General features: G+C 36.3%; 30 protein-coding genes. 5 read left to right on the top strand and 25 right to left on the bottom strand.

Translation table 11 applies throughout. The annotated features are described in order from the left end of the window. Nucleotides 1-11 precede the first annotated feature (11 nt). Entirely contained in the window at nt 12-896 is an 885-nt protein-coding gene (locus OXPF_RS01775) for a LysR family transcriptional regulator (RefSeq protein WP_054873505.1), read from the top strand. A gap of 1 nt (nt 897) precedes the next feature. Here OXPF_RS01775 and mnmL read toward each other — a convergent pair whose 3' ends face one another. Further along, nucleotides 898-1860, bottom strand: coding sequence for a tRNA modification radical SAM protein MnmL/YtqA (gene mnmL, locus OXPF_RS01770; RefSeq protein WP_054873504.1), 963 nt, complete (start codon nt 1858-1860; stop codon nt 898-900). Between the two features lie 3 nt (nt 1861-1863). Further along, entirely contained in the window at nt 1864-2259 is a 396-nt protein-coding gene (locus tag OXPF_RS01765) for an adenine nucleotide alpha hydrolase family protein (protein WP_054873503.1), read from the bottom strand. A 271-nt stretch (nt 2260-2530) separates the two neighbouring features. Between OXPF_RS01765 and OXPF_RS01760 the strand changes: the two genes are divergently transcribed. Continuing rightward, on the top strand, nt 2531-2947 hold the full coding sequence (locus OXPF_RS01760; protein WP_152967674.1) for a ferritin family protein: 417 nt from the start codon (nt 2531-2533) through the stop codon (nt 2945-2947). Between the two features lie 239 nt (nt 2948-3186). Here OXPF_RS01760 and OXPF_RS01755 read toward each other — a convergent pair whose 3' ends face one another. The 9 genes from OXPF_RS01755 to OXPF_RS01715 form a co-directional block, all read right to left on the bottom strand. Then, complete coding sequence (locus tag OXPF_RS01755) at nt 3187-4377, bottom strand: aspartate aminotransferase family protein (protein ID WP_152967673.1); 1191 nt, start codon at nt 4375-4377, stop codon at nt 3187-3189. 13 nt (nt 4378-4390) lie between these two features. Beyond that, nucleotides 4391-5236 (bottom strand): acetylglutamate kinase, encoded by an 846-nt coding sequence (argB, locus tag OXPF_RS01750; protein WP_054873501.1) that lies wholly within the window; start codon nt 5234-5236, stop codon nt 4391-4393. Between the two features lie 13 nt (nt 5237-5249). Then, nucleotides 5250-6482, bottom strand: coding sequence for a bifunctional glutamate N-acetyltransferase/amino-acid acetyltransferase ArgJ (argJ, locus tag OXPF_RS01745; RefSeq protein WP_054873500.1), 1233 nt, complete (start codon nt 6480-6482; stop codon nt 5250-5252). 18 nt (nt 6483-6500) lie between these two features. Then, on the bottom strand, nt 6501-7541 hold the full coding sequence (gene argC, locus OXPF_RS01740) for an N-acetyl-gamma-glutamyl-phosphate reductase (RefSeq protein ID WP_054873499.1): 1041 nt from the start codon (nt 7539-7541) through the stop codon (nt 6501-6503). Nucleotides 7542-7812: 271 nt separating this feature from the next. Continuing rightward, entirely contained in the window at nt 7813-8307 is a 495-nt protein-coding gene (locus OXPF_RS01735; RefSeq protein WP_242854295.1) for a nucleoside deaminase, read from the bottom strand. 128 nt (nt 8308-8435) lie between these two features. After that, nucleotides 8436-9578: a pyridoxal-phosphate-dependent aminotransferase family protein gene (locus OXPF_RS01730; RefSeq protein ID WP_054873497.1), complete on the bottom strand. Its 1143-nt coding sequence runs from the start codon at nt 9576-9578 to the stop codon at nt 8436-8438. Nucleotides 9579-9670: 92 nt separating this feature from the next. Then, on the bottom strand, nt 9671-11020 hold the full coding sequence (locus tag OXPF_RS01725) for a glucose-6-phosphate isomerase (protein ID WP_054873496.1): 1350 nt from the start codon (nt 11018-11020) through the stop codon (nt 9671-9673). Nucleotides 11021-11206: 186 nt separating this feature from the next. Further along, a complete protein-coding gene (gene tatC, locus OXPF_RS01720) occupies nt 11207-11950 on the bottom strand; it encodes a twin-arginine translocase subunit TatC (protein WP_242854294.1) in 744 nt (247 codons plus the stop codon). A 12-nt stretch (nt 11951-11962) separates the two neighbouring features. After that, the gene (locus OXPF_RS01715) at nt 11963-12175 is read right to left on the bottom strand and encodes a twin-arginine translocase TatA/TatE family subunit (RefSeq protein WP_054873494.1); all 213 of its coding nucleotides are present in this window, start codon (nt 12173-12175) and stop codon (nt 11963-11965) included. Nucleotides 12176-12528: 353 nt separating this feature from the next. Here OXPF_RS01715 and OXPF_RS01710 point away from each other — a divergent pair, with 353 nt between their 5' ends. After that, nucleotides 12529-12936: an FMN-binding protein gene (locus tag OXPF_RS01710; RefSeq protein ID WP_054873493.1), complete on the top strand. Its 408-nt coding sequence runs from the start codon at nt 12529-12531 to the stop codon at nt 12934-12936. 393 nt (nt 12937-13329) lie between these two features. Here OXPF_RS01710 and OXPF_RS01705 read toward each other — a convergent pair whose 3' ends face one another. The 8 genes from OXPF_RS01705 to OXPF_RS01670 form a co-directional block, all read right to left on the bottom strand. After that, on the bottom strand, nt 13330-13557 hold the full coding sequence (locus tag OXPF_RS01705; RefSeq protein WP_054873492.1) for a thioredoxin family protein: 228 nt from the start codon (nt 13555-13557) through the stop codon (nt 13330-13332). A 21-nt stretch (nt 13558-13578) separates the two neighbouring features. Next, complete coding sequence (locus tag OXPF_RS01700; RefSeq protein WP_479724480.1) at nt 13579-14544, bottom strand: permease; 966 nt, start codon at nt 14542-14544, stop codon at nt 13579-13581. An 86-nt stretch (nt 14545-14630) separates the two neighbouring features. Further along, nucleotides 14631-15686 carry an ACR3 family arsenite efflux transporter gene (gene arsB, locus OXPF_RS01695; RefSeq protein WP_054873490.1) on the bottom strand — a complete coding sequence of 352 codons (1056 nt, stop codon included), beginning with the start codon at nt 15684-15686 and terminating at the stop codon, nt 14631-14633. Nucleotides 15687-15699: 13 nt separating this feature from the next. After that, complete coding sequence (locus tag OXPF_RS01690; protein WP_054873489.1) at nt 15700-16110, bottom strand: arsenate reductase ArsC; 411 nt, start codon at nt 16108-16110, stop codon at nt 15700-15702. Between the two features lie 29 nt (nt 16111-16139). After that, a complete protein-coding gene (locus OXPF_RS01685; RefSeq protein WP_341441813.1) occupies nt 16140-16499 on the bottom strand; it encodes an ArsR/SmtB family transcription factor in 360 nt (119 codons plus the stop codon). Nucleotides 16500-16651: 152 nt separating this feature from the next. After that, a complete protein-coding gene (locus OXPF_RS01680; protein WP_054873487.1) occupies nt 16652-17146 on the bottom strand; it encodes an arsinothricin resistance N-acetyltransferase ArsN1 family A in 495 nt (164 codons plus the stop codon). Between the two features lie 11 nt (nt 17147-17157). Next, nucleotides 17158-17967, bottom strand: coding sequence for an arsenite methyltransferase (arsM, locus tag OXPF_RS01675; RefSeq protein WP_054873486.1), 810 nt, complete (start codon nt 17965-17967; stop codon nt 17158-17160). A 13-nt stretch (nt 17968-17980) separates the two neighbouring features. Beyond that, nucleotides 17981-18424 carry a MarR family winged helix-turn-helix transcriptional regulator gene (locus OXPF_RS01670; protein ID WP_054873485.1) on the bottom strand — a complete coding sequence of 148 codons (444 nt, stop codon included), beginning with the start codon at nt 18422-18424 and terminating at the stop codon, nt 17981-17983. Between the two features lie 176 nt (nt 18425-18600). Here OXPF_RS01670 and OXPF_RS01665 point away from each other — a divergent pair, with 176 nt between their 5' ends. Then, a complete protein-coding gene (locus tag OXPF_RS01665; RefSeq protein ID WP_054873484.1) occupies nt 18601-19575 on the top strand; it encodes an arsenic resistance protein in 975 nt (324 codons plus the stop codon). Here OXPF_RS01665 and OXPF_RS01660 read toward each other — a convergent pair. Continuing rightward, the gene (locus OXPF_RS01660) at nt 19570-20145 is read right to left on the bottom strand and encodes a GNAT family N-acetyltransferase (protein ID WP_242854293.1); all 576 of its coding nucleotides are present in this window, start codon (nt 20143-20145) and stop codon (nt 19570-19572) included. The two genes, OXPF_RS01665 and OXPF_RS01660, sit on opposite strands and share 6 nt — an antisense overlap. Before the next feature lie 240 nt (nt 20146-20385). On the opposite strand from OXPF_RS01660, the gene OXPF_RS01655 reads away from it, so the two are divergent. Beyond that, complete coding sequence (locus OXPF_RS01655) at nt 20386-20655, top strand: hypothetical protein (protein WP_054873483.1); 270 nt, start codon at nt 20386-20388, stop codon at nt 20653-20655. Nucleotides 20656-20737: 82 nt separating this feature from the next. Here OXPF_RS01655 and OXPF_RS01650 read toward each other — a convergent pair whose 3' ends face one another. From OXPF_RS01650 to OXPF_RS01630, 5 genes are all read right to left on the bottom strand, one after another. Next, complete coding sequence (locus OXPF_RS01650) at nt 20738-21661, bottom strand: hypothetical protein (protein WP_054873482.1); 924 nt, start codon at nt 21659-21661, stop codon at nt 20738-20740. 210 nt (nt 21662-21871) lie between these two features. Next, the gene (locus OXPF_RS01645; protein ID WP_054873481.1) at nt 21872-22561 is read right to left on the bottom strand and encodes a bZIP transcription factor; all 690 of its coding nucleotides are present in this window, start codon (nt 22559-22561) and stop codon (nt 21872-21874) included. Between the two features lie 253 nt (nt 22562-22814). Beyond that, nucleotides 22815-23366, bottom strand: coding sequence for a nucleotidyltransferase (locus tag OXPF_RS01640; protein ID WP_054873480.1), 552 nt, complete (start codon nt 23364-23366; stop codon nt 22815-22817). Between the two features lie 189 nt (nt 23367-23555). After that, a complete protein-coding gene (locus tag OXPF_RS01635; protein WP_054873479.1) occupies nt 23556-23897 on the bottom strand; it encodes an NUDIX hydrolase in 342 nt (113 codons plus the stop codon). Nucleotides 23898-23967: 70 nt separating this feature from the next. Further along, nucleotides 23968-24414, bottom strand: a complete 447-nt coding sequence (locus OXPF_RS01630; RefSeq protein ID WP_054873478.1) for a YbaK/EbsC family protein — start codon at nt 24412-24414, stop codon at nt 23968-23970. Between the last annotated feature and the right edge of the window lie 300 nt (nt 24415-24714).

Genomic DNA, 24714 nt, shown 5'->3' with positions numbered 1-24714 from the left:
AGAATTAATATATGGATATAAATTTTGAACTGTATAAAGTTTTTTATCATGTGGCTAAGCATTTAAGCTTTTCCGAGGCTTCACAGGAATTGTTCATTTCTCAGTCGGCAGTAAGCCAGTCCATAAGCCTTTTAGAAAAAAAGCTTAACTGCAAGCTGCTTTTTCGAAGCACTAAGAAGGTTAGCTTATCCCATGAGGGGAAAATTCTCTTTGAACACATAGAGCAGGGTTATAATTTCATAAAATCGGGGGAGAGGAGCGTTCTTGAAATGCATTCCGTTGTCCAGGGAGATGTGCGAATCGGTGCCAGTGACACCATATGCAAATATTATCTGCTGCCCTATCTGAAAAAGTTTAACAGCCAATACCCCAATGTAAAAATACATATAACCAACAGAACCTCACCTGATTGCATTGAGCTTTTAAGAAAAGGCTATGTTGATTTTGCCGTTATAAACATCCCCAAGAATCCCGAATATGCGGATATGGAAGTCAGGGAGCTTAAGACCATAAATGATGTTTTTATAGCAGGCAAAACCTTTGAACATCTTAAGGGCAAAAAGATAAGCATAAAGGATTTGAAAAGCTACCCTATTTTGGCTCTGGAAAAAAACACTTCCACCCGTGACTTCTTCGATAATTACATAAAGAGCAGCAATATTAAAGTCACTCCTGAAATTGAACTGGGAAGCAATGACTTGCTCATAGAAATGGCAAAAATAGGCTTAGGCATTTCCTTTGTCATGTCATTTTTCATAGAAGAATATATAGAAAAAGGGGATATATTTATTTTGGATATAAAAGAAGAAATACCTTCCCGAAGCTTAGGGGTTATAACTCATAAATCAATCCCCTTGACTGTAGCTTCAAGAAGGTTTATAGATATATTAGGCTAGATTATTCTCTGAATTTATCCAGGGCACGCCCCCCCAGATAATTAAACTTTTTACCTTGAAATGTATTCAGTTCATTCATTTTGTCTTCAATATAATCCTTGATTTTCCACCAGCTGGTGTTCCAGTTGGCAAAAAGTGAATCAGCTTCGGGGACTCTTCCCACAAGCCTTTGTATTACTATATCCGGTGAAAGGTATTCTAAAAAGGTCACCACTCTATTTATATATTCCTCCATGGATATGGGTGAAATTTCGCCATTCTGATACAGGTCCCCTAGGGCTGTCTCCTTTACAATATAAAGAGAGTGAATTTTAACATGGTCTACTCCTATTGAGGATAATATTTTAGCACACTCCACTACATCATCCATGTTATCCCAGGGAAAATCTAAAATGACATGGACGCATAATTCAAAACCGTACTTTTTAACTCTCAATGCCCCATCTAGAAATTCCGCCAATGTGTGGCCTCTGTTTATTTTCATAAGAGTATGATAATTTACAGTCTGGAGGCCTAACTCAATGCTGATATTCTTGTTTTTTTCTCTGCTTACATCATAAAGAAACTCAAGGTAACTATCGTTTATGCAATCCGGCCGGGTTGAAACGGAAATTTCCACCACATCCTCCATACATGCTTCCTTTATGTATTCCTTGAAATTCAAAAGAGGCATATAAGTATTGGAGTAGTTTTGAAAATAAGCAATGAATTTTTCCGCCTTGTACTTTTGACGAATATAATCCATATTTTTTTGAAGCTGCTCTTTTACGCTTAAAGAGTTAGGCAGGCTTTCAAAGCCCGCACCCTTTTCCCCGCAAAAAATACACCCTCCCAAGCCAATGCTGCCATCCCTGTTGGGGCATGTACACGACACATTAATAGGAAGCTTATAAACCTTACAGCCGTATTTTTTATTAAGATATCCCGAATAGGAATTATACCTTTCTTCCTCCACGTGTATCATCCTTTAATCTATTGTATCCTTTGCCGGCATTATATATATGTCTGCAAATTCCAATTTTCTCTTAAGTTCGTTAACTATTGTGTTGCTGCGCCCGTCCGGGGGCTCTCCAAGGACAACATTGGTAATCTTGTTTTCCTTTGCAAATTGTATTATCGTCTTTATAACATCATCAGATCTTAATACCGTAAGGTCGGCTCCTGCTGATTTTGATATGCTGAAAAGATATTCCAATGCATCCGCTTCGCTAATATTTCCGAGAAAATTTGCTCCGCTGGCTGCAACGTGAATTACCAATAATTCCCCCTCAATCTCATCTCTTATATTTGCCCCTTTTCTTATAAGCCTCTCACATGTCTTTTGCACAGTTACGCATACTAAAACCTTTTTTACACTGCCCATGTTAACGGCCCCTTTCAAAACTGCAGATATAAACTCGTATATGTTTTTAAACTTAAAGATTTTTTTGACCACCGCTTTATCAAGCTATTATATAATATGCCAAATAACAAATTTTATCAATAGACCTATAAATATATAATACTTAATTAATAATTGATTAATTCATGCACACAATTTTATTTTTGATAATATATTATGAATGGATGATAGCACATAGCCGATGGCATTCATAATATATTATTACACAATAAAAATGGAGCGTGCCTATCTTATGGTTAATAATATTAAGCTCATTAATATGATTCAAAAGTTCATTATTGAAGAATCCACCGACAGCTTGTTTTATAAAAAACTGTCCGAAAATGCTCCAAACGATCTTGCAAAGGAAATACTGACGGGATTGAGCATTGACGAAGAAAGCCATGCCGAAAGCTTGAAAAAAGCTTATTGCTATCTGACAGGCTCAGCCTTTATTATGCCTGCCATTATGACTCCCGAAGTGCCTTCTTTTGAAGAAGCCTTGATGATGAGCATGCAAAATGAAACAAAGGATTATAAAAAATATGGAGAGCAATTTATTAAATCTACGGACAAATATCTCAATCATTTGTTTTTCATGATTAAAACAAATGAAGGCCAGCATGCATTAAGGATACCATTGCTTCTGGAAGATTTAGAGGCCATTTAGATTGTGCCCATGCTAAGCACACATATAAGGGGCTGTAGCATTTGAAACACTGCATTTACTGTGCTCGAGCTCTGCAAGTTCTAAGGTTCCCTGCCTTGAAAATACAAGAATTTTTAAACTTCATTCGTTCAAACAATCTAAAATTCTAAGTAATATCTTTGGCAGAGTCACCAAGAGCTTTAGAGAGAACTCCCACAATGCTCATTGCGTTTTTTCAAATGCTACAGCCCCTCTAAGTTTTACACCAATAAAGCCAGCACAGATTTTAAAATATCCATGGCTTTATCTACTTCTTCAGAATTGATAACAAGAGGAGGTACAAGCCTTAGCATGTTGTTTCCTAAAGAATTAAGTATAAGTCCCTTTTTAAGGCACTCTTCAACTACTTTGCCGCTGTCTACGGTAATCTTTACTCCCAGCATCAAACCCATACCCTTAATGGATTCGATACAGTTCAATTCCTTGTTTATATCATCAAGCTTGCTTAAGATATAAGAGGACATGGTATTTACATTTTGGAGGAGGTTTTCTTTTATTTCTTCAATTACGGCACAGCCTGCAGCACATGCCAGATGGTTTCCTCCGAAGGTGGAGCCGTGATCTCCCGGAACCAAAACGCCTCCGAATTTCTCATTTGCCGCCAGGGCACCTATGGGTACTCCTCCTGCCAGCCCCTTTGCCAGTGTCATCACATCGGGAGCAACGCTTAACTTTTCATAGGCAAACAGCGCACCTGTTCTTCCCACGCCGCATTGTACCTCGTCAAATATCAAAATTATGTCCTTTTGAGTGCAAAGTTCCCTTACTTTTTTGATGTAATCCAATTCAGCAGGGCATATTCCGCCTTCGCCCTGAACCGGCTCTAAAATAACGGCACAAATACTGTCGTCAATCAAGCTTAACAATGAATCATAATTATTAAACTCTGCAAATTTAAATCCAGGCAGCATGGGAAGGAAATTCTTATGATATTTTTCCTGGCCTGTTGCCGATAATGACCCCATAGTCCTTCCATGGAAAGAATTTACCATGGATATAATATTATAGCGTTCACTGCCATATTTATTAAGGCTGTATTTTCGCGCAAGCTTTATTGCGGCTTCATTGGCTTCAGCGCCGCTGTTGCAGAAAAACACCTTGTCGGCAAAGGAATTTTCACATATCAATTGAGCCAATTTTACCTGGGGTTCAACCCAGAATAAATTAGATGAATGCATTATTTTTTCGCTTTGTTCCTTTATGGCTTCAACAAGCTTTTTATTGTTGTAGCCAAGAGAGTTAACAGCAATACCGGCTAAAAAATCTATATATTCCTTGCCGTCGGCATCCCATACCTTAGAACCCATACCCTTAACAAAGGCTGTGCTTCCTCTTTTGTAATTACCCATTACATATTTATTGCCAATCTCCATTATTTCATTGTTAGTCATAAACTTAATCCCCCTACATTTCTATTAAGGTGCCGTTCATTTCACCCATTACTACATTTTTTACAAGGCTGTCATGGGCCTTGTTGCTGATTATAAGGACGGATTTAACTCCGTTTTTTATTGCATCAATTGAGCACCTGATTTTCGGTATCATGCCGCCCTTAACAATGCCATCCTTTATAAGACCTTCAGCTTCCTCTATATTCATCTTCTGTATCCTTGAATTTTTATCATTAAAGTCCTTGTATACGCCTTCCACATCCGATACCAGTGCAAAGAAGTCGGCTCCCATCGCCGATGCGATGGCAGAAGCCGCATCATCACCGTTTATGTTATAGCTCCCACCTTCGTCACCGATACCGATAGGTGCGATAACTGGTATTATATTATTGGAAAGCAGCAGGTTTAAAAAATCTGTATTTACTTTCTTTACCTCTCCTATGAATCCGCCGTCTATATAAGTCACATTACCGTTTTCATATTTGCTGATGTATTTTTTTGAACAAAGCAAAAGCTTTGCATCAATGCCGCTGAAGCCCGCGGCGATGCCGCCTATAATGTTTATAGCAGCAACAAGCTCTTTATTTATTTTGCCTATGAGTGCCATTTTTGCAATGTTTAAAGTCTCGGCATCCGTGACCCTCAAGCCCTCTATAAATTGCGGCTTTATTTCAAGCTTTTCCATCAATGATGATATTTCGGGCCCTCCTCCATGTACAAGTATCACCTTACCGCCTATGCTTTGCATATATACAATCTGTTTTAAAAGGTCGGTAATGGCACCGTCATTTGCCATGGAGCTTCCGCCGTATTTTATGACAACCGTCTTGCCGTCAAGATTTAAAACCTTATCTCCCATTTTCAAACCTCCATCAGCTTCTATAATCGGCATTGATTTTTACATAATCATAAGTCAAATCGCATCCCCAGGCTGTTGCAGAATTTGTACCGTCCTTCATATCGATGACGGCTTCAACTTGCCTTTTTGAAAGTATCTCCTTTGCCATCACTTCATCAAAGACCAGCCCGGCTCCATTCTCGGCTACTTTTATGCTCATGCTCCCGCTTTTTAAGTATATATCCACCTTTGTCTCGTCAAATTGAGCCTCCGAATAGCCAACGGCTGCAATAATTCTTCCCCAGTTGGCATCCTCGCCGAATATTGCCGTTTTGACAAGGCTTGATTGAATAACGGATTTAGCAATCTTTTTTGCATCTTTTTTAGTTGTGCAATTTAATACATTTACAGTAAACAGCTTGGAAGCGCCTTCACCGTCTTTTGCAATCATTATGGATAAGGCTTCTAAAACATAATACAAACCATCATAAAACTTTTTATAATTATCATCAATATCTCTTATTTCCTTATTTCCTGCCATACCGTTGGCAAGTACAACTGCCATGTCGTTTGTACTGGTATCGCCGTCAACGGTTACCATATTAAAGGTATCATCAATTATTTCCTTTAATGCGGTATGCATTAGCTTCTGATCTATGAATGCATCCGTTGTGACAAAGCAAAGCATAGTAGCCATGTTAGGGTGAATCATGCCTGAACCCTTTGCCATGCCGCCTATTTTAACAGGTGTACCGTTAATATCAACCTCGATGGCGATTTCTTTGGAACAGGTATCCGTAGTCATAATGGCTTCAGCCGCATCATGGCCTCCTTCATAGGAAAGGGATGAAGCTGCTTTTATGATTGCTTTTCCCATGACTTCCATGTCTAAGTTAACACCAATAACTCCTGTTGAAGCCACAGCCACATCCTGCTCTTTTAAGTTTAAGTTTTGTGCTGTTATGGCAGCCATTTGTTTTGCATCAAGATATCCCTTTTCTCCGGTACAGGCATTGGCATTGCCGCTGTTTACAACAACAGCCTGCAGGATGCCGTCCTTTATATATTCCTTTGTAACAGTCACAGGTGCAGCTGCATATCTATTCAACGTATATGTCCCTGCAGCCCTTGAAGGTTTATCTGATACTATCAAAGCCACATCCTTCTTGGTTGTATTGTTCTTTTTTATTCCGCCGTTTACCCCGGAAGCTCTGAACCCTTTCGGAGTGCACACATTTCCCTTATCTATGATTTTAAACTTGTCCATTTTAACAATTTATCCCCCTTAAATATACAGTCCCGGTGCTTCCAATCCAGTAGTCTCCGGCAAACCAAACATTATGTTCATATTCTGTATTCCCTGGCCTGCAGCGCCCTTTACCACATTGTCTATGGCCGATACGATTATAAGCCTCTTATTATATTCATCAATTTCAAAACCGATATCACAGAAATTGGAGCCGTATACCCATCTGGTTTCGGGGTATACTCCTTTATTCATTATCCTTACAAAGCTGCTGCCTCTATAGTATTCTTTATACAGACCTATGACATCTTCCGCCGTAGTTATATTTTTAAGCCTGCAGTATATGGTGCTTAATATTCCCCTGCTCATAGGAACAACATGGGGAGTAAAGGTTATATGAACATCATTTTTAGCCAGTTTCGAAAGCTCCTGGTTTATTTCAGGAGTGTGCCTGTGTTTGGAGATATTGTATGCTTTGACACTTCCACTTATCTCGGTAAAAAGGTTAGAAACGGATGCGCCTCTTCCTGCTCCCGATATGGCGGATTTAGAATCGGAAATTATGGATTCTGTCTCTACGAGATTGTTTTCTAAAACAGGAGCCAGTCCCAAAATTATACTCGTGGGATAGCATCCCGGATTTCCAATTATATTTGCATCTTTTATTTTTTCTCTGTTGATTTCAGGCAAACCATAAACCACATCGCTTAATACTTCAGGAAGTGCATGAGAAACTCCATACCATTTCTCATATACTTCCTTGCTGTCAAAGCGAAAATCTGCGCCCATATCGATTATTTTCTTATTATAGCTTAATACTTCTTTAGTCAATGCCGCGGAATGTCCATGAGGCAGAGATAAAAATATTATATCGGATTTTTTTACGATATTCTGGATATTAAGCTCTTCGCAAACCAAATTTACTCTGCCTCTTAAGCTTGGAAAAACATCTCCGATATCCTGGCCTACATAATTCTGAGTAGTGGCACCCACAATCTTTGTGTCAGGATGTGTTGACAGGATCCTTACTAATTCCTCTCCAACATATCCCGTTGCTCCTACTATACTTGCTGATATCATAAAAATACCTCCGTAAAATTACTGATAATTTTTTATTGAAAAACTGTTATAATCCATATAAAATGAGCAGTTTAAAACATTATATAAATTATTAATTTAATATTGATAATTATAAGCCACATTGCATATGTATTCAATAGATTTTTATAATATTTATATATTTTTTCAAAGCCGCCTGCGGATATTTGTCATTCAAACCGGTATATACAACACAGTAACAATTGCATAATTATACTATAAGTGTTTATATTTATTTATTGGGTACTTAAAATTATATAAGTGTTTTTACCCAATTATGCATACTTCCATTAGGACAAATTTTTAAATATTCTTCGAATAATTCTCTGCTTTCTTTTTCCAAGATACCGCTAAATACTTTTGGCGGCTTAAATGACGAAACAGCATGATTTCCATCCCAGGTCTTTTCCATCCATACAACTCCGCCATCAGTAGGAGATTCAATAGAGTAGTATATTTCCCCCACAAAAGAATGAATTGCAGCTCCCAGGCACATCATACAAGGTTCTAAATTGGTAAACAATTGCATTTTCCGTCTTGCACTGATAGGGTATTTTTGTTCATCCATAGCAAGAAGTGCTTTTAATTCAGCATGTATTAAATACCTTTCATCTTGCTTTTCAGTTGTATAAGCTTTAGAAACAATCTCATCATCATGAAAAATTATAGCAGCAATGGGTAATTCACCATACAGCATACCTTCTTCAGCCAATTTTAAAACCAGCCTCATCTTTTCTTCAAAGGTCATTTTCCCCACCCGTTATCACCTCCGCCATATTTAATTTATTATCTTTCTTTACATCCAATTAACCTCTAATGTAATTATATACCAAGTGCACGCCAGCAAGAAAAAAAATTCTGCCTAAAGCAGAATTTTTATCTATCATTCATTATTTGATCAAAAGTTTTATGAAGGCTTTCTTTTGGTGTTATTCCAAAATCCCTGAAAGCTGAATCCATAGCTTTTAATGCCTTATATACCTTGTCAGCATAGCAATTTTCACCCATGTGGCCTATCCTCAGTACTTTTCCGTCAAGGACATCAAAAGCTCCTGCAATCATAACTTCATAGTTGTCGGCTAAATGCTCCCTGTATTTTTTCTCATCAAGACCTTCCGGAGTTAAAAAGGAAGTTACTGTATTCGAATATCCATCCAGAGGGTATAGTTCAAAACCCCCCTTTTCCAGTGCTTCTCTTACTGCATTTCCTATTTGGGAATGTCTTTTGAATTTTTTATCATCATTAACTGCATTGTCTACTGCGCATTCCAATGCAAAAAGGTCGGATACCGGCTGGGTATAAGGAAACCATTTTTCCTGATACCACCTTTTCCACAGTGAAAGATTGCAATAAAATCCTGTTATGGGTGTCTTTCTGTTCAACATCACATCCCATGCCTTTTCGCTTATGCTTACAATGGTCAGTCCCGGAGGTGCTGATAAACATTTTTGAGAGCCTCCTAAGGCTATGTCTATATTCCAGTCATCCACTCTTAAATCTTCACCGGCTATGGATGAAACAGCGTCCACAACTGTAAGTATATTATATTTATGAAGTAATGGACATATTTCTTTAACAGGATTTAAAAGTCCGGAAGGTGTTTCGCAGTGCACAATGGTTGCCATTTTAAAATTGCTGTCTTTTTTTAAGAACTCCTCCAGCTCATATGTGTCAATGGGCTTTCTGTAATCACCTGTAAAATAGATGGCCTCTCCTCCGTACATTTTCACAAAGTCTCCGAATCCTCTTCCGAATATCCCATTATCAATACAAAGCACCCTGTCTCCGGGTTCTATTATAGAAGCACAAGCTGCCTCCAAACCTAAGATTCCTTCTCCGCACAAAATTAAAGCATCATTTCTGGTTTTAAGAAGCTTTGCCACCTGTTTTGTTAATTTATAGTAAAACTCATAGAAATCGTCATCCAAATCAGGATTTACAACTGCCCTTGATAGCGCCCTTCTTACCTCTTCATTTACATAGGTAGGGCCCGGCGTCATCAGTAAATTAGATAACATGATTTCACCTCCTAATTCTTGTTAGGGCGTTGCATTTGAAACAATGCTCATTTGCGTTTTTCAAATGCAACAACCCCCAAGTAGTATCCCATTTATTTCAATCGCTTTTCCAATTCTTCTTTTTCTTTTTCGTATCCCGGTTTTCCTAAAAGTGCAAACATATTTTTTTTATATTCTTCAACTCCCGGTTGGTCAAAAGGATTTACCTTCAATAAATAACCGCTTATTCCGCAGGCCTTCTCAAAGAAATATATAAGATATCCTGCATAATACTCGGATATTTCCGGGACGCTTATTACAAGATTTGGGACACCTCCGTCAACATGGGCAAGGGTGGTGCCGTGAAAGGCCATTTTATTCACATAGTCCATGGTCTTACCCGATATAAAATTCAGGCCATCGGTATCGTATTCATCATGAGGAATATTCATTTCAACCACCGGTTTTTCTATATTTATCACCGTTTCAAAAATATTTCGCATGCCTTCCTGTATATATTGACCCATGGAGTGAAGGTCTGTTGTAAATTCCACGGAAGCCGGGAATATACCTTTATTATCCTTTCCTTCACTTTCACCGTAAAGCTGTTTCCACCATTCCGAAAAATAGTGAAGGGATGGCTCATAATTTACCAATATCTCAGTAGTTTTACCTTTTTCATATAATATATTCCTTATGGCTGCGTACTGGTAGCAGTAATTTTCTTTAATGTCCTTTATACTGCAGTGTTTATATGCTGCCTTTGCACCTTCCATCAGGCTGTCTATGTCAGCACCGCTTACGGCTATAGGTAATAGTCCTACGGCAGTCAACACCGAGTACCTGCCCCCTACCTCATCGGGGATAATAAAGGCCTCATAGCCTGCGGAATCTGCAAGGGCTTTTAGAGCACCTTTTTTCTTATCTGTAGTTACATATATTCTTTTTTTAGCTTCCTGACCATATTTATCTTCTAAAAATTGTCTGAATATCCTGAATGCAATGGCAGGCTCTGTGGTAGTTCCGGATTTTGATATAACATTTATGGAAACATCCTTATCCTTGATGATATCCATCAAACCTTTTATATATGAACCGCTTATATTATTTCCTGCAAAAAATATATAGGGGCTTTTCTTATTTTCCCCTTCCAGGTTGTTATTAAAAGGATGATTAAGCATTTCGATAACTGCTCTTGCTCCCAAATAAGAACCGCCGATACCTATTACAATAAATACTTCGGAATTTTCCCTTATAGCTTTTGCAGCTTGTTTAATTCTCTCAAATTCTTCTCTATTGTAATCGTTGGGGAGATCCATCCAGCCGGTATAAAAGCTTCCTGCTCCCAATCCTTGATGCAGCATATCATGTGCTTCATATACTCCTTGAGAGATGTCGTCTAAATCATGTTGGTCAAGAAAATCCTTGGTTTTTGAATAATTTAACTCTATTCTTCCGGTCATAAATTATAATTCCTCCACAGGTTTTAGAATTAACAATAGCTTTCCGTATCATCCAGTATATGTTATGAAGTATAGTGATATTTTATAATATTATTGCCTATACATTCAAGCCGGATAAAAAAATAGATGCTTAAATATTTCAAGCATCCATTCTTTAATAATATTCAGCATCAAATACAGTGCTTCTTATTGGCTGGCTCTTGCTAAATCTTTTTTATCCTGCTTGCCTTCTTTTCCAATAATATAAGACAGCATAACACTTACTTCAAATAATAAAAGCATAGGCCCTGCCAGCAAGAGCTGTGTAATAATGTCTACCGTTGGAGTTATAATGGCCGCCGCTATAAATATGATAAGTATAACCATTTTTCTGTTCTTCTTAAGCATTTTATCATTTATTATTCCGAACTTGGTTAAGGCTATGGATAATATGGGCATTTCGAACACTAACCCAAAAGATAACAGTATAGACCCAATAAAGCCTATATAATTTTCGAAGGAAATCATAGGCTTTATGGACTCAACAGTAATGTTCGCGAAAAATGCAATAGTCATCGGGAGCACTGTCTTGTATGCAAAAGCTACACCTAGGGCAAAGAATACAAATCCCCCTAGAATAGATAAAAATACATACCTTTTCTCCTTTCCCGTAAGCCCCGGCTTTATAAACAGCCACACCTCCATGAAAACAATGGGCATGGAAACAGTAATGCCTATTATAATGGCCAATTTTATATATGCCATAAAAAGCTCAGGGGGAGAAAGATATATAAACTCCAGCTGGCTTCCCAATTTTAATAGTTCATCTACAAATATTTCAATATAGTAGTAACTTAAAGAGCTGGCTGCAATTATAGCTATTGCAACTACCACAAGCCTTTTTCTAAGTTCTTGCAAATGTCCAACCAGTGTGAGCTTTTTATCATCCACTCTTTTCAACCCCTAGTTATTACTGGAACCGCTGTCTTTAACAGGTGCACCTTCTTTATTGGAATCAACATCTGTGTCATTTGATATCTTGTTTGCATGGCTCTTGAATTCATTGATAGCCTTTCCTAAGGATTGGCCAATTTGTGGCAATTTTGAAGGTCCAAATATTACAAGGGCAATAGCAAGTATCAGTATTAATTCTCCTGCACCAAGTCTACCAAACATAAAAAAACCCCCTCTTATTTATTCCTGTTCTGATCAGCTGATTTGATATAAAAAATTAAATAGTACATTAAAAATTTTACATCATCAATTATGTCAGCCTTTACTATAAGTATATACTATCACAATTTCATGTCAATACTTTCACGAATTCAGTTGTTAATTGTTTAATACCATATAATTGAATTTTATTTTTAATATATTAAATAAAACCCAATAAACACAAGAATTTGACCTTATTTAAACCTTTAAAAAATAAAAACTATATTATTTTGTTAATTATATCTCAAAAAAAAGTGGAAATATACCGAATAATATAATATAATAAAGACAAGCATTATAGGAGGTGGATTTAAATGAAAAAAATATTAACAATGGGTTTGACAGTTGTATTAGCATCAGCCCTGCTTATTGGATGCGGCGGTTCAAAAGCTTTGAAAGATGGTACTTATGATTATGCTTCCGAAGCTGATTCACATGGCTATAAAAAGACTGTTCAGGTTACAGTTGCTGGCGGAAAAATAACAGCTGCAACATATGACGAAGTAAGCTCTGACAACAAGAAAAAGAGTGAAGATGCAGAGTACAAAGCAAACTATCAGAAGCTAGTAAAGGATGCAGATCCTAAGGCTACTTATGAAAAACTTGCTGCAAGCCTAGTTAGCACACAGGACCCATCAAAAGTTGAAGTTGTTGCAGGTGCAACAGAATCATCAAACGGATTCAAGGAAGCAGCAGCTAAAGCCCTTGAAAGTGCTAAATAATTAATCTGATACTTAAAAATAAGAAAGCATATCAGCTGTACTTATGTACGCTGATATGCATTTTTTTATTGTCCCATACTGCTTGCTTACTATATATCTCTTCTCTGACGCCTTTGCCAATTATTGCTTAATCATATAACCTATTATAATTATTCCGATAATATTTACTATTAACCTTATAATCGTAAATTTAAATCCCAATGCTGAAATTTCAAACAAAAGCATGGGAATTTTAGCAGCTGATCAGGCGCCCATAAAAATAATTACATTTGAAAATCTGCTCCCTTTTTTCATTAATACCAGGGCTACAGGAAAGGCTGCATATAAAGGATCTGCTGCAAAGGAGCCATATTAGTATTTTTATTGGGGGTATTTAAATAATTAATAGCCGTTTTATAAATATTTTTTTATTTCTTCTGATGAGGGTACCCTGCCCATAATCTTTACTTTCTCATCTATAACAAGAGCCGGGGTTTTCATTACCCCGTAAGACAATATCTTCTTGACATCCTCTACCTTTTCTATAGCCGCATCTATGCCCATTTCATTTACGGCCTTTCTTGTGTTTTCCTCCAATCTCCTGCAATTTGCACATCCTGAACCTAAGACCTTTATTATCATACATTCCATCTCCTTTTTAATTTAAATAAAAATATATGAAAAAGTATTAAATAAGTAGCCTATTATGATTATCCCCATTGTCACTATAGCCGCGAAAATTATCAAAAGTTTTGGCTTCACAATCTTACCAAGCATTATTAAGGAAGGAAGCGAAAGGGCCGTTACCGCCATCATAAAGGATAAGACAGTGCCGACAGGTACTGATTTATCAAACAACGCCTCAGCTATTGGTATGGTGCCGAAAATATCACCATACATAGGCACTCCTATAAGAGTCGCCAATACAACTGCAAAGGGGTTATTATCACCAATGGCTTTTTCTACTATATATTGAGGAATCCAATTGTGTATTAAAGAACCAATGCCCACGCCAATTAATATATAAATCCACACTCTGCTGATTATTTCTACTACCTGCTCTTTTGAATATAATATCCTTTCACTGCGGGACATTTTTAGAATTTCACCTTCCGTATTCTCTATCTCCCGGACATAACCTTCCACATATTTTTCAAGTCCCATTTTATCTATAAGTGTACCGCCTGTTACCGCAAGTATTAAGCCCACAATAACATAAGCAATTGCTATTTTGGCTCCAAAAAAGGACATTAATATTAATAAGGAAGCTAAATCCACCAGAGGAGACGATATTAAAAAAGAAAATGTTACTCCCAGGGGAAGCCCTGCCGATGTAAATCCTACAAAAATGGGCATGCTTGAGCAACTGCAAAATGGAGTAATAGTTCCTAACAGTGCCCCTAATACATTTCCCTTTATGCCTTTTATCCCGCCCAGGATATTTTTTGTTCTCTCAGGGGGAAAGTAACTTTGTATATATGAAATAATAAATATAAGCGCCGATAATAATATAAAAATCTTTATGGTATCATATATAAAAAAATGTATACTTCCACCCAGTCTCTCATTGATTGATAACCCTATCAAATTTTCCACAGCCAACCGTACCAGCTCGTAAAGCCATGTCATTTTCAGCAGCTGATTGTTTAGTGCCTGGAATATTTGAACTAATATATCCACTAAAATCCCCCCAGAAAGCTTCAGGATGCTGCCCTTTAATTATTAAACCAATGCCTTGTATTATTTGCTATCTTAACCAAAGTCAGCATAATCGGTACTTCAGTTAACACTCCTACAACCGTGGCCAAGGCTGCTCCTGATTGTAAACCAAAGCTTGCAATGGCAACGGCTACAGCCAGTTCAAAGAAATTGCTGGCTCCGATCATGCCTGCCGGAGCCGCTATGCCGTGGTTAAGTTTCCATAATTTTGCCCACCCATATGCAATGCTAAATATAAGAAAAGTTTGTATCGTCAGGGGAACTGCAATTAAAAATATATGCAGGGGATTATTTAAGATGATCTCGCCCTGGAACGAAAATATTATAACCAATGTCAGAAGAAGTCCCATTATGGTGATATTATCAAATTTCTTTAAAAATACATTGTTGAAATACTCAATTCCTTTATTCTTTATAACATTGCTTCTGGTAATATAACCTGCCGCAAGCGGAATAACAACAAATAAAACCGTTGATAATATGAGAGTTCCATAAGGCACAGACACATCACTTACGCCTAAAAGAAATGCTACTATTGGTGTAAAGGCAAAGAGTATAATCAAATCATTAACTGCTACCTGTACCAAAGTATATGCCGGGTCTCCCTTGGTTAAATGGCTCCACACAAAAACCATTGCAGTACAGGGGGCCGCCCCTAGAAGCACTACGCCGGCAAGATATTCCGTGGCAAGGTCAGCTTCTATAAATGGCCTGAATACGATTTTTAAGAAAAATGCTGCTATAAGATACATTGTAAAAGGCTTGATGAGCCAATTCGTCACGCAGGTTACTACAAGACCTTTAGGCTTTTTAGTTGCGTTTACTATGCTGGTAAAATCTATTTTAAGCATCATGGGGTATATCATAAGCCATATGAGTATGGCTACGGGTATGGATACATTGTAATATTCAAATTTATTTAAAACCTGAGGTATAACAGGTAAAAACTGTCCTACTGCAATGCCGGCAACTATACATAGAGCCACCCATAATGTCAGGTATCTTTCAAAAAAACCTATCCCGCTTGCCTTAGCCTTGCTTTCTGCTGTCATAAAAACTTCCTCCTTATAATTCAATAACGTTATTTTTTATACTTTCGGCTAAATCCTTAACCTTTTCTTCTATAAGCTTTGCGGTTTTTCTGAACTCATCCTCACCTTTTCCTGTTGGGTCGTCCAGTCCCCAATCTTCTATATGTTTTGCATACACAATAGGACATACCACATTGCATCCCATCTTTATAGCTATATCAACTTTGGGTAAATCTTCAATGAGCTTTGGATATTGCGTTTGGTTCATATCAACGCCGTACATTTCCTTGATTACCTTAACCGCATCCGGATTTAACTCTGTTTTTTTCTCCGTACCTGCTGAATAGCATTGGAAAACATCAGATGCAAATAGTTTTCCCAAAGCCTCTGACATCTGAGAACGGCAGGAATTGTGCACACATATAAAAGCCACCTTTGGCTTCATATGATACCCTCCCATAAATTATAATTTTATTACTTAAAGCAAGACTTGCCTACCTTTAAATCATCGCAGCTTAAACCGCTGTTTCTATACTTAGCAAGTCTCTCATTGTCTGCCAGACACATTTTTAATTTGGCAGTTTCCTTTTCGATTATATCCTTAAGAAAAGGAAATTCTGATAAAGCATCCTGATTTATCTTGTAATATACATATTTGGCAACCTTATAAAATTTAAGTATATCGGCGTTGGTAAGCTTGACTAAGTGCCGTGATGCATTTGATTGGTTAATATTCAGAATGGTTTCCAGCTCACAGACGCATAAGTCTCCGCCCCTTAGAATATTTATCATCCTTATGCGGGTTTCATCCGCCAATGCCTTTATCACTTGCATTAAATCCAAATTATAACCTCCTCATATGAACATATTCGATTTTAATCATATGATATGCTGAAAGTTAAAATAAGTCAACCTTTATTCTATAAACTTAATATGGATTTAACAAAGAAAAAAAGCCTGTAATAAACAAGCTTTTAATAAAATTATCACAGCAGCTTTTCCATTATTGTCACATTTACATATTTACCGTCCAGTATTCCGTGATTCATATAAGTTCCAACTTCTCTGAAACCTAAGGATTTATATAGCCTCTTTCCCGGTTCATTAAAATCAAAAGCACTTAATACGAGCTTATCAAACTCCTGCTTTTTTGCAACATCAATGAGATAATTCAAAAGGATTTTACCAAGTCCCTTTCCCCTCATAGACCTTTCGATATATATAGATATATCTGCAACACCGCTGTAACAGCATTTTGAACTAAAAACATTAATAGATGCCCAGCCATAAACCTTGTCTTGTTCATCAGCTATTACCAAAACCTTATAGCCTTCACTTCTGCCAATCATATAGTCTCTCATTTCATTTTCAGATACTAAATCCGCATCCAGTGTCGCCACCCTGTCTTCTATTCCTTGGTTGTATATTTGAGTAATTATTGAGATATCATCCAATCCTGCTTCTCTTGTCACGTATCCCATAATTAGCTCACCTACTTTATGGCTTTAACACTGGCACCGGCATATGCACCGTCAAGCAAATCTATATCCCTGCCATTTAATATGCCTTCAATATCTTTGCTGCCTGCGATGCTCTCTATGACTTCCTTTGTATATATATTAACCGGCTCAATCTCAATATTTTTGAAGCCCGCTTTTTCTAAAATAGCTCTGTATTCATCAACATGCAGGGCGCCTGCGATGCAGCCTGCCCACATTTCAACATTTCTTTTCATATTATCGGGAACATCTTTTAAAGCAATTATATCGGCAATTGCAAGCCTTCCTCCCTTTTTCAATACCCTGTATACTTCACTTAACGCTTTTTCCTTGCTTTCACAAAGATTTATTACACAATTAGAAAGTATAACATCAAATTTTTCTTCGGGAAAAGGTATATTTTCAATCTCGCCCTTTATAAATTCTACATTTTTAACACCTATTTTTTCTTTGTTTTTATTGGCAAGCTTAAGCATTTCATCTGTCATATCCAAACCGTATACTTTACCGCTATTGCCTGCATATCTTGATGCAATAAAGCAATCTATGCCTCCGCCGCTTCCCAAATCCAGAATTGTCTCGCCTTCTTTCAATTCAGCAAAGGCTATGGGATTGGCACATCCTAGAGATGCATTTATTGCCTCAACCGGAAGTCCCATCAGATAATCCATATCGTAAATAATTGAATTATCAGAGACACAGCAGGATGAACTTGAGCTGCAGGAACAGCCTGCGCTTTCATCCACCTGTTTTGCTATACTGCCATAGTATTCTTTTACCTTTTCCTTAATTTCAGAACTCATGATTTTCCCCTTTCTATTTACAACATTTATTTTTATTTACTGCTTCTACTAAAAGAATCATACTCTCTATAACCTGTTCTCTTTTATCTTCCGGTATGGAAGCAAAAACGTCCTTATAATATACTTCCATATTGCTTTCAATTGTTTTGAATACTTCTAATCCTTTCCCTGTCAATCTAATTACCAAATATCTTCTGTCTTCGGGATGTGTTTCTCTTATGGCAAGCTCCTGACTCACAAGATTGTTGACTGTCCTGCTCATGGTGCTGTTATCAAGATTTAGAGTTTCTGCAAGTTCATTTAATGAAATCTCTTTTTTTCTGCCTATCTCTATAATTGCATGACACTGTGAAAGAGTAGTACCGCAGCAGGATGCTTCGCTTCTGTCTAAAATACCTAAGTTTCTTACCAATATTCTTATAAGTTCTCTTAAGTAATTGCTGTCATTTTTATACAAGTTAACCACCTCTGATATAATTGTAATATAAAACTGTTGTAATATACAACTATTGTTTTAAATTTTAAACCGGAAAAATACAATCTTTATCCTGATTATTATAGTTATTATTCCCATATCAATGTTATAATTATTGATAACAGTTCTCATTAATTATATTTATAAGGAGCTTAATTATGAATCTAGCAAATAAATTGCAGACTGTTATTATACTTACTTCGGTACTTCTGGGCATTGTACTCGGACAACTCAGTTTCGCACAAGCCCATGCAGATAAATTGATAATGCCATTTTTGATGATAATGCTCTATGGACTGTTTCTCCAAATTCAGCTCAGAGATATAAAAAATTCCTTCTTAAATTACAAATTCACTTTTACATCGGTAGCCATTAATTTTATATGGACTCCTGTTTTTGCCTGGCTGCTGGGGAGAATATTGCTAAATGATGTCCCAGAACTATGGCTGGGCTTTATTATGTTAATGGTTACTCCCTGCACAGACTGGTATTTGGTTTTTACAAGTCTTGCCAAAGGAAATGTTCCATTGGGAGCATCCATTCTTCCTTTGAATTTTATACTTCAGATTGTACTTCTGCCATTTTATCTCGTTTACCTGGGAGGCGCCTTTGTAAGCATTGATGTATTCAACCTTCTTCGGGGAACCTTATTTGTGCTGGCAGTACCGCTGATTTTAGCAAGCATATCAAGAAAGTTATCCGTTAGTTTTTTTAATAAGGAATGGTTTGATAAAAATATTTTATCTAAAACAAATGCCATACAGATGATTTTCCTCAACCTTGCTATTGTGGCTATGTTTGCATCCCAGGCAAGTATAATGATTAAAAATCCTGCACTTTTCTTAAAGCTGCTGCCGCCGGTAATTATATTTTTTATAGTCAACTTTATAGTTGGTCAACTTACAGGAAGAGCTCTTAAGTTTCAATATAGAGATATCGTCGCGCTCAACCTGACTACACTTGCAAGAAATTCACCTATTTCTTTAGCAATAGCTGTGGCTTCTTTTCCTGATAAACCCTTAATATCCTTAGCATTGATCATAGGTCCTTTAATTGAGCTTCCGGTTCTGGCTCTTATATCCCAGCTTTTATTGATGATTCATACCAGCACTCCGATTAATAATAAACTATAAAACTATCTCATATAGTTTAAACCAAACTAATTCGGGTATGTTTAATCCAAGGTCAACAGTTCCCACATATCTGTATCCGCACTTTTCATACAATGAAATTGCAGGGGCATTATGAATAGAAACATCTAAACGGATTGCTTTCATTTTCTGTTCCATACTATAACTTTTAGCAAAATCCATTAATCTTCTTGCGACGCCTTTTTCCATATATTTCGGGTGGACCGTAAGGGTATGTATCACGATTATGTCATTATAATCCGCTTCAATTCCCCAGGTAATCTGAGAATATGCGATTTCAGGTTTATGATTTAATATTACGGAACCTGCTATTTCATTATCTATTTTCAATATAAATAAGCTATTGCTCTCAATCCCATTAACGGCTGTTTCCCTAACAGGATATATCCCCTTTGCCCATCCCGGATAGTTTATGCCCTGCGCTAAATAATCATTTAAATTATCATATAGATTTTCTAATTGATCTATATCATTTATTGATCCCTTTTCAATAATATAGCCATTGCTATCCGGCTTTTCCATGAATGTATTAAATGCCTGAACACTATCCATCGGCTATCACTTCCTATAACATAAATAATCTCTATTATACACTACTTTACCGCGGCTCACTATATGCTTTCATCGTATCCTTCATTTGAAAATGAATAACCTTGCACTGTCTGCATCAAAAATTGCATCTTTTTCAGACTCAGATTGTGTTTATATCAGAATTAATTTGTTCAATATATTATCAATTGCAAGCTTGCGGCATAATAATTAAATATAAAAATATTTTATGGGGGCAGTTATATGTTTTGTGGGAAAGAAAAGAAAACAGATAAGAAAGGAGCTCCAATACCAAAAATTGAACAGTTACTCCCTGATATGATGGACATATCGGCAACGGATTCAGTAAAAATAAAATGCTCTGCCATCGAGATAGTAAGTATGCTGGAAGTACACCATCCGGATATGATTAGGGTTCTGACGGATTGCAGCATGACTCTTAATGAGGCAAAGCTTTATTTAACCCGAGTTATTGAAATGTCTCTTTCGCACCATATGATGCACAAAATATAAAATTTTCTGCCTTTTACAGCCTTTGGAGCAAGTTTATATCATATTAAACTTTAAGGATATGCAATAATGCATATCCTCATTATCATAATGATACTTTCCTTATACGAGGAACTACAGTATCTACATCATCTTTAAGCTGTCTAAAGATAGAAGAAATACCTAAAAAGGCCATAAGCAGACCCAGCCCTAAGTCTCTGTATACCCAGCCTGCTATCTCCGGATGAGTGAAAGAAATTATATAGTTCTCCAGAGACACATAAGCGCCTTCCTGAATCATAAGGATTGCTAAGCTTACAAGTTCGGCAGCTATTACTGAAAATGTCGTTGCAGCTCCTATAATAAATCCGGTTGGCTTTCCTATTTTTCCTTTAAATAATGTGTAGCCTTTTAATGATGCTTTTCCGATTAGAAACCCTAAAATTGATGCGTAAAGACCTAAATAATTCTCTACAATTACCCAGGGTATAACACCCACCAGGCCGCCTAATAATGCACCTATAAATCCTATTGCATAGTTTTTTTCTTCCGTAGCGTATTCCTTGCTCATTTCTTCCACATCATCTATGGATTGCCTATAACACGTACCGCACAAGGATACTATGCTATCGTTGATGGCCACAGTATCGTGGTTTCCCTGAGCTCCGCATATAGCGCAATGCTCCTTGCCGTATATGCCTTCGCTTAAAAAGAAATCTGTCAATGCCTTTAATATGGCATCCATCTCCTGAATTTTCATAGGCCGGATTAACTCTTTATATTTTACAGTCAAAACATTGCTCTCAATGCTATATTCGGATATTTTTAACCTTTTCTTATTCTCTTTTATAAAACTGAATATTTTTTCTTTCTGTTCTTCCGTTAGATTTGGAATCATTGTTGTAAAAACCTTGTAGTTTCTTCCGTCAAAGGCAGTAAATATATAACCGTTATAATTCCCGTAAACAAAATTCTTGTCAAGCTGCCATCCTTTTAATTTTGCCCACTTTTTAAGTCCTGGAAAGATCATTGTTGTCCTCCTCAAATAGTTGCCTTTTATTGTAATTATAAAGTTTTATTAAATTTCAGTCTACATACATATATTGGATATGAGGTAAGTATGTGAGCTAATTCTATATCACTTATAATCAGATTTTCATTAACAGTTTACAATTTTATTCTTTATTATTTCGAAATTTTTTATGAAAATAAGCGAACTTAAATTTTAATGTAAGAAATTTTATTGGTCGTCAGCATCCCATTTTTCAACAGGTGTCATTTGCCCGTTTTTATAAATCCATCGCTGATAAAAAGGCTGATTAAATCCATCAGGTTTCAGGCCACGATTCATTATAACAATGCTGCCGCTCTTACATTTGTTATCGTAAAGTAACCCAACAGCAACTTCATAGTTATCCCATTGTATTCTTTTTAATTTATTACTGACAGGATCAAACAGATAAGCCCCGTAGTAATTCCCCATTGAACCGCCGCCCCATTGAAGTGTAATAAGCACAGGTGTTTTTGCCCCTGCATCATAAATGCCTATCATGTTTAATATGCCCGTTTTTTCATCAAGAAGAATATCGCCTTCGGCAGACTTGACCATAAGAGAGCCTCCATTTTCAAATAATGATATGGGTGTTGGTGACGGAGGACCGGTTATTATCTCATTTATTCCATCTCCGGTTAAATCTGTTGACCAGCTGCTGTACATTTCGTCAAGCTGAGATTGTAAAATCTTATTTTGATTTTGTAACAGCTCTATTTCCTTGTTAAGAATCTCATTTTCTTGCGTTAATTTTTGAAGTTCATCCTGTTTTAATTGCAATTCATGGTCATAATCAATAGATGTCTTAGAAGCATTACAGGAAGAAACTAGAAACAATAGTGCAAAAGCGATTGTTAATACAGCACTTTTTTTAAGCAAGCCTTTCACCTCCCTATGCCTTCATTTAAACTAATAAATTCTTTACATTTATCCTTACATATGGCCGTTCTACCGTTCTATCCTACATTCTTGAAATTCCAATCGAAAATACCGTCAATAGGCAATAATTACTGGCTGTCTATTAAAACAAGAATAGTTTTTAAATACTGAAGAGAAGCAAGTATGATATGTACGATGAGTGTAACTTTACCAGGCAGGGCTTATAATTTAGCTAAGACGCTTAATGAGAAAATTATGAACCTAACATCTTCTTAACTCTTTCTCGAACTTCTACTGATAAACATCCTTCTAATGCTCTCTTCAATAGAATAGGTTTTTTAACTCCATTTGATAAAAGATATTTTTCTATCATTTCTACTTTGGGCTGTCTATTAGGAATTAATTGATAAATAACATACCAATCCTCCAAGGAAGTGAAAGGAATGTCCACCTCATTAATTATTTTAAATTCTGAAATGGAGTTATGGTCAAAGATATACTCAAATACTCCATGGTTATGATTAACTGTAAATCCTGCCATTACGTCAACATCAATTTCATCTATTATATATTCATAGAAGTATTTTGTTGAGTATGTCGTAGTCCTTTCCCATTCCTTTCTTTCACCAATACTTTTAAGAATTTCATTTGCTTTTTCTATATTCTTAATATCTACAAAAATATCTATATCATTAGGTTTATCTACAAGTCCAAATTGATTTAGTAATATTGAAGCGCCAACTCCCCAGGTTATCTCATTATCATTCAATTTTTCACCAATGAGACTTAAAACCTTAAAAATCACATTAACCACCTCACAAATAAAATATTATCTTTGTCCTTTTGTAAATATCATCCTAACCATTTAACTTAAAAATAATTTTTCGACCAGTTTATCATTTTCCTCACTCTCTAAATTCTCATTCTCATTCTGAATATAATGTACTGTATCCACTTGGAATAATCATTATATCTTGTTAATCTGCAGCAGACATTAATTGAAGCTTATATCTAACCTCACCCACTTATATTTGTCGTGTTCCTCCGATAATCTTACCTTGTTATTCTTAGTTTTACACAGGTATATAATTCCGGTGATTTGATATTTATCATTTATGATATTCCATGTATCTAAAATTCTCATAGGAGTTACTGAAAGACCGGTTTCCTCTTGAACTTCCCTATTCAATGTTTCTTCAGCAGTTTCTCCAAATTCCATTCTTCCTCCCGGAAGTTCCCATACATTCTCTTCTTTCCTGGTTTTATGCATAATTAAAAAATTATTTTCATGAAGAATTAGGGCTTTAACAGCAAAATATATTTTATTATCTTTCATTGTATATCCCCCACTTTAATAATTCTTAATCAGAACTATAAATAATAGTTAAACACGTTTAAATGCTGTTTTATTCTAATATTAAAGCAACATTATTTAACTTAAATAGAGCATTGGGCTCAACTTTTAAGGTTGTGTTTTCCTGACCGCATCCCCCGTAGATAAAAGGATAATTTAAAAGCCTTCTATCCACTATATAAGGCAATGGAATTCCGAACATGGGAACGTTTCCAGCAGGAAATCCGGTTACAGTTTTAACTTCGTCTTTAGTTGCTAATCTGACATCTTTACTATTTAAAATATTTTTTATTTCCTTGAAATCAACTCGGCCTCTTTCGCCGGATATAACCAATGCATAAAATCCAGCATCGGTATATATTATCAATGTCGGAGCCATTTGAGCGATATCAATTTTGAAATAATCGGCGCCTTCTTTTGCAGTATAAATAGGTATATCATTATGAATCAATTCAAATAAAAAGCCATCATTTTTTAAAACATCTTCTATGTTTCCCATTAAATTACCTCCGTTTAATACGCATATAAAGGATGTTCGTAATTATAAAGAAGTGTGAAATAATCAAATAAATTTTTCGTAAGATACGGCATATTCCTTAAATCCATGTTTCTCATACAATCTTTTTGTATTATGGTTACAGAAATAGGCATGTAACCTTATCCTGTTTATTCCGGATTAGACCCCTTACTTTGGACAAGATCGCCCAATAACTACGAATATCTCAGTATTTTAAGATTTTATATTATGACTATAAACGTATAGCCATACTTTCAATTTCCTTTCCAAGGTTTTGAGCAT

The sequence above is a fragment of the Oxobacter pfennigii genome, assembly GCF_001317355.1.
Classification (GTDB): Bacteria; Bacillota; Clostridia; order Clostridiales; family Oxobacteraceae; genus Oxobacter; species Oxobacter pfennigii.
The sequence above is the reverse complement of the archived record's forward strand: the minus strand, read 5'-3'. Positions and strand labels throughout refer to the sequence as shown.

Bases quoted from the DNA above. Each gene is read 5' to 3' on its own strand.
- OXPF_RS01775 (WP_054873505.1), top strand. From the start codon at position 12: ATGGATATAAATTTTGAACTGTATAAAGTTTTTTATCATGTGGCTAAG.
- mnmL (WP_054873504.1), bottom strand. From the start codon at position 1,860: ATGATACACGTGGAGGAAGAAAGGTATAATTCCTATTCGGGATATCTT.
- OXPF_RS01765 (WP_054873503.1), bottom strand. From the start codon at position 2,259: ATGGGCAGTGTAAAAAAGGTTTTAGTATGCGTAACTGTGCAAAAGACA.
- OXPF_RS01760 (WP_152967674.1), top strand. From the start codon at position 2,531: ATGGTTAATAATATTAAGCTCATTAATATGATTCAAAAGTTCATTATT.
- OXPF_RS01755 (WP_152967673.1), bottom strand. From the start codon at position 4,377: ATGACTAACAATGAAATAATGGAGATTGGCAATAAATATGTAATGGGT.
- argB (WP_054873501.1), bottom strand. From the start codon at position 5,236: ATGGGAGATAAGGTTTTAAATCTTGACGGCAAGACGGTTGTCATAAAA.
- argJ (WP_054873500.1), bottom strand. From the start codon at position 6,482: ATGGACAAGTTTAAAATCATAGATAAGGGAAATGTGTGCACTCCGAAA.
- argC (WP_054873499.1), bottom strand. From the start codon at position 7,541: ATGATATCAGCAAGTATAGTAGGAGCAACGGGATATGTTGGAGAGGAA.
- OXPF_RS01735 (WP_242854295.1), bottom strand. From the start codon at position 8,307: ATGACCTTTGAAGAAAAGATGAGGCTGGTTTTAAAATTGGCTGAAGAA.
- OXPF_RS01730 (WP_054873497.1), bottom strand. From the start codon at position 9,578: ATGTTATCTAATTTACTGATGACGCCGGGCCCTACCTATGTAAATGAA.
- OXPF_RS01725 (WP_054873496.1), bottom strand. From the start codon at position 11,020: ATGACCGGAAGAATAGAGTTAAATTATTCAAAAACCAAGGATTTTCTT.
- OXPF_RS01715 (WP_054873494.1), bottom strand. From the start codon at position 12,175: ATGTTTGGTAGACTTGGTGCAGGAGAATTAATACTGATACTTGCTATT.
- OXPF_RS01710 (WP_054873493.1), top strand. From the start codon at position 12,529: ATGAAAAAAATATTAACAATGGGTTTGACAGTTGTATTAGCATCAGCC.
- OXPF_RS01705 (WP_054873492.1), bottom strand. From the start codon at position 13,557: ATGATAATAAAGGTCTTAGGTTCAGGATGTGCAAATTGCAGGAGATTG.
- OXPF_RS01700 (WP_479724480.1), bottom strand. From the start codon at position 14,544: ATGACATGGCTTTACGAGCTGGTACGGTTGGCTGTGGAAAATTTGATA.
- arsB (WP_054873490.1), bottom strand. From the start codon at position 15,686: ATGACAGCAGAAAGCAAGGCTAAGGCAAGCGGGATAGGTTTTTTTGAA.
- OXPF_RS01690 (WP_054873489.1), bottom strand. From the start codon at position 16,110: ATGAAGCCAAAGGTGGCTTTTATATGTGTGCACAATTCCTGCCGTTCT.
- OXPF_RS01685 (WP_341441813.1), bottom strand. From the start codon at position 16,499: ATGCAAGTGATAAAGGCATTGGCGGATGAAACCCGCATAAGGATGATA.
- OXPF_RS01680 (WP_054873487.1), bottom strand. From the start codon at position 17,146: ATGGGATACGTGACAAGAGAAGCAGGATTGGATGATATCTCAATAATT.
- arsM (WP_054873486.1), bottom strand. From the start codon at position 17,967: ATGAGTTCTGAAATTAAGGAAAAGGTAAAAGAATACTATGGCAGTATA.
- OXPF_RS01665 (WP_054873484.1), top strand. From the start codon at position 18,601: ATGAATCTAGCAAATAAATTGCAGACTGTTATTATACTTACTTCGGTA.
- OXPF_RS01660 (WP_242854293.1), bottom strand. From the start codon at position 20,145: ATGGATAGTGTTCAGGCATTTAATACATTCATGGAAAAGCCGGATAGC.
- OXPF_RS01655 (WP_054873483.1), top strand. From the start codon at position 20,386: ATGTTTTGTGGGAAAGAAAAGAAAACAGATAAGAAAGGAGCTCCAATA.
- OXPF_RS01650 (WP_054873482.1), bottom strand. From the start codon at position 21,661: ATGATCTTTCCAGGACTTAAAAAGTGGGCAAAATTAAAAGGATGGCAG.
- OXPF_RS01635 (WP_054873479.1), bottom strand. From the start codon at position 23,897: ATGAAAGATAATAAAATATATTTTGCTGTTAAAGCCCTAATTCTTCAT.
- OXPF_RS01630 (WP_054873478.1), bottom strand. From the start codon at position 24,414: ATGGGAAACATAGAAGATGTTTTAAAAAATGATGGCTTTTTATTTGAA.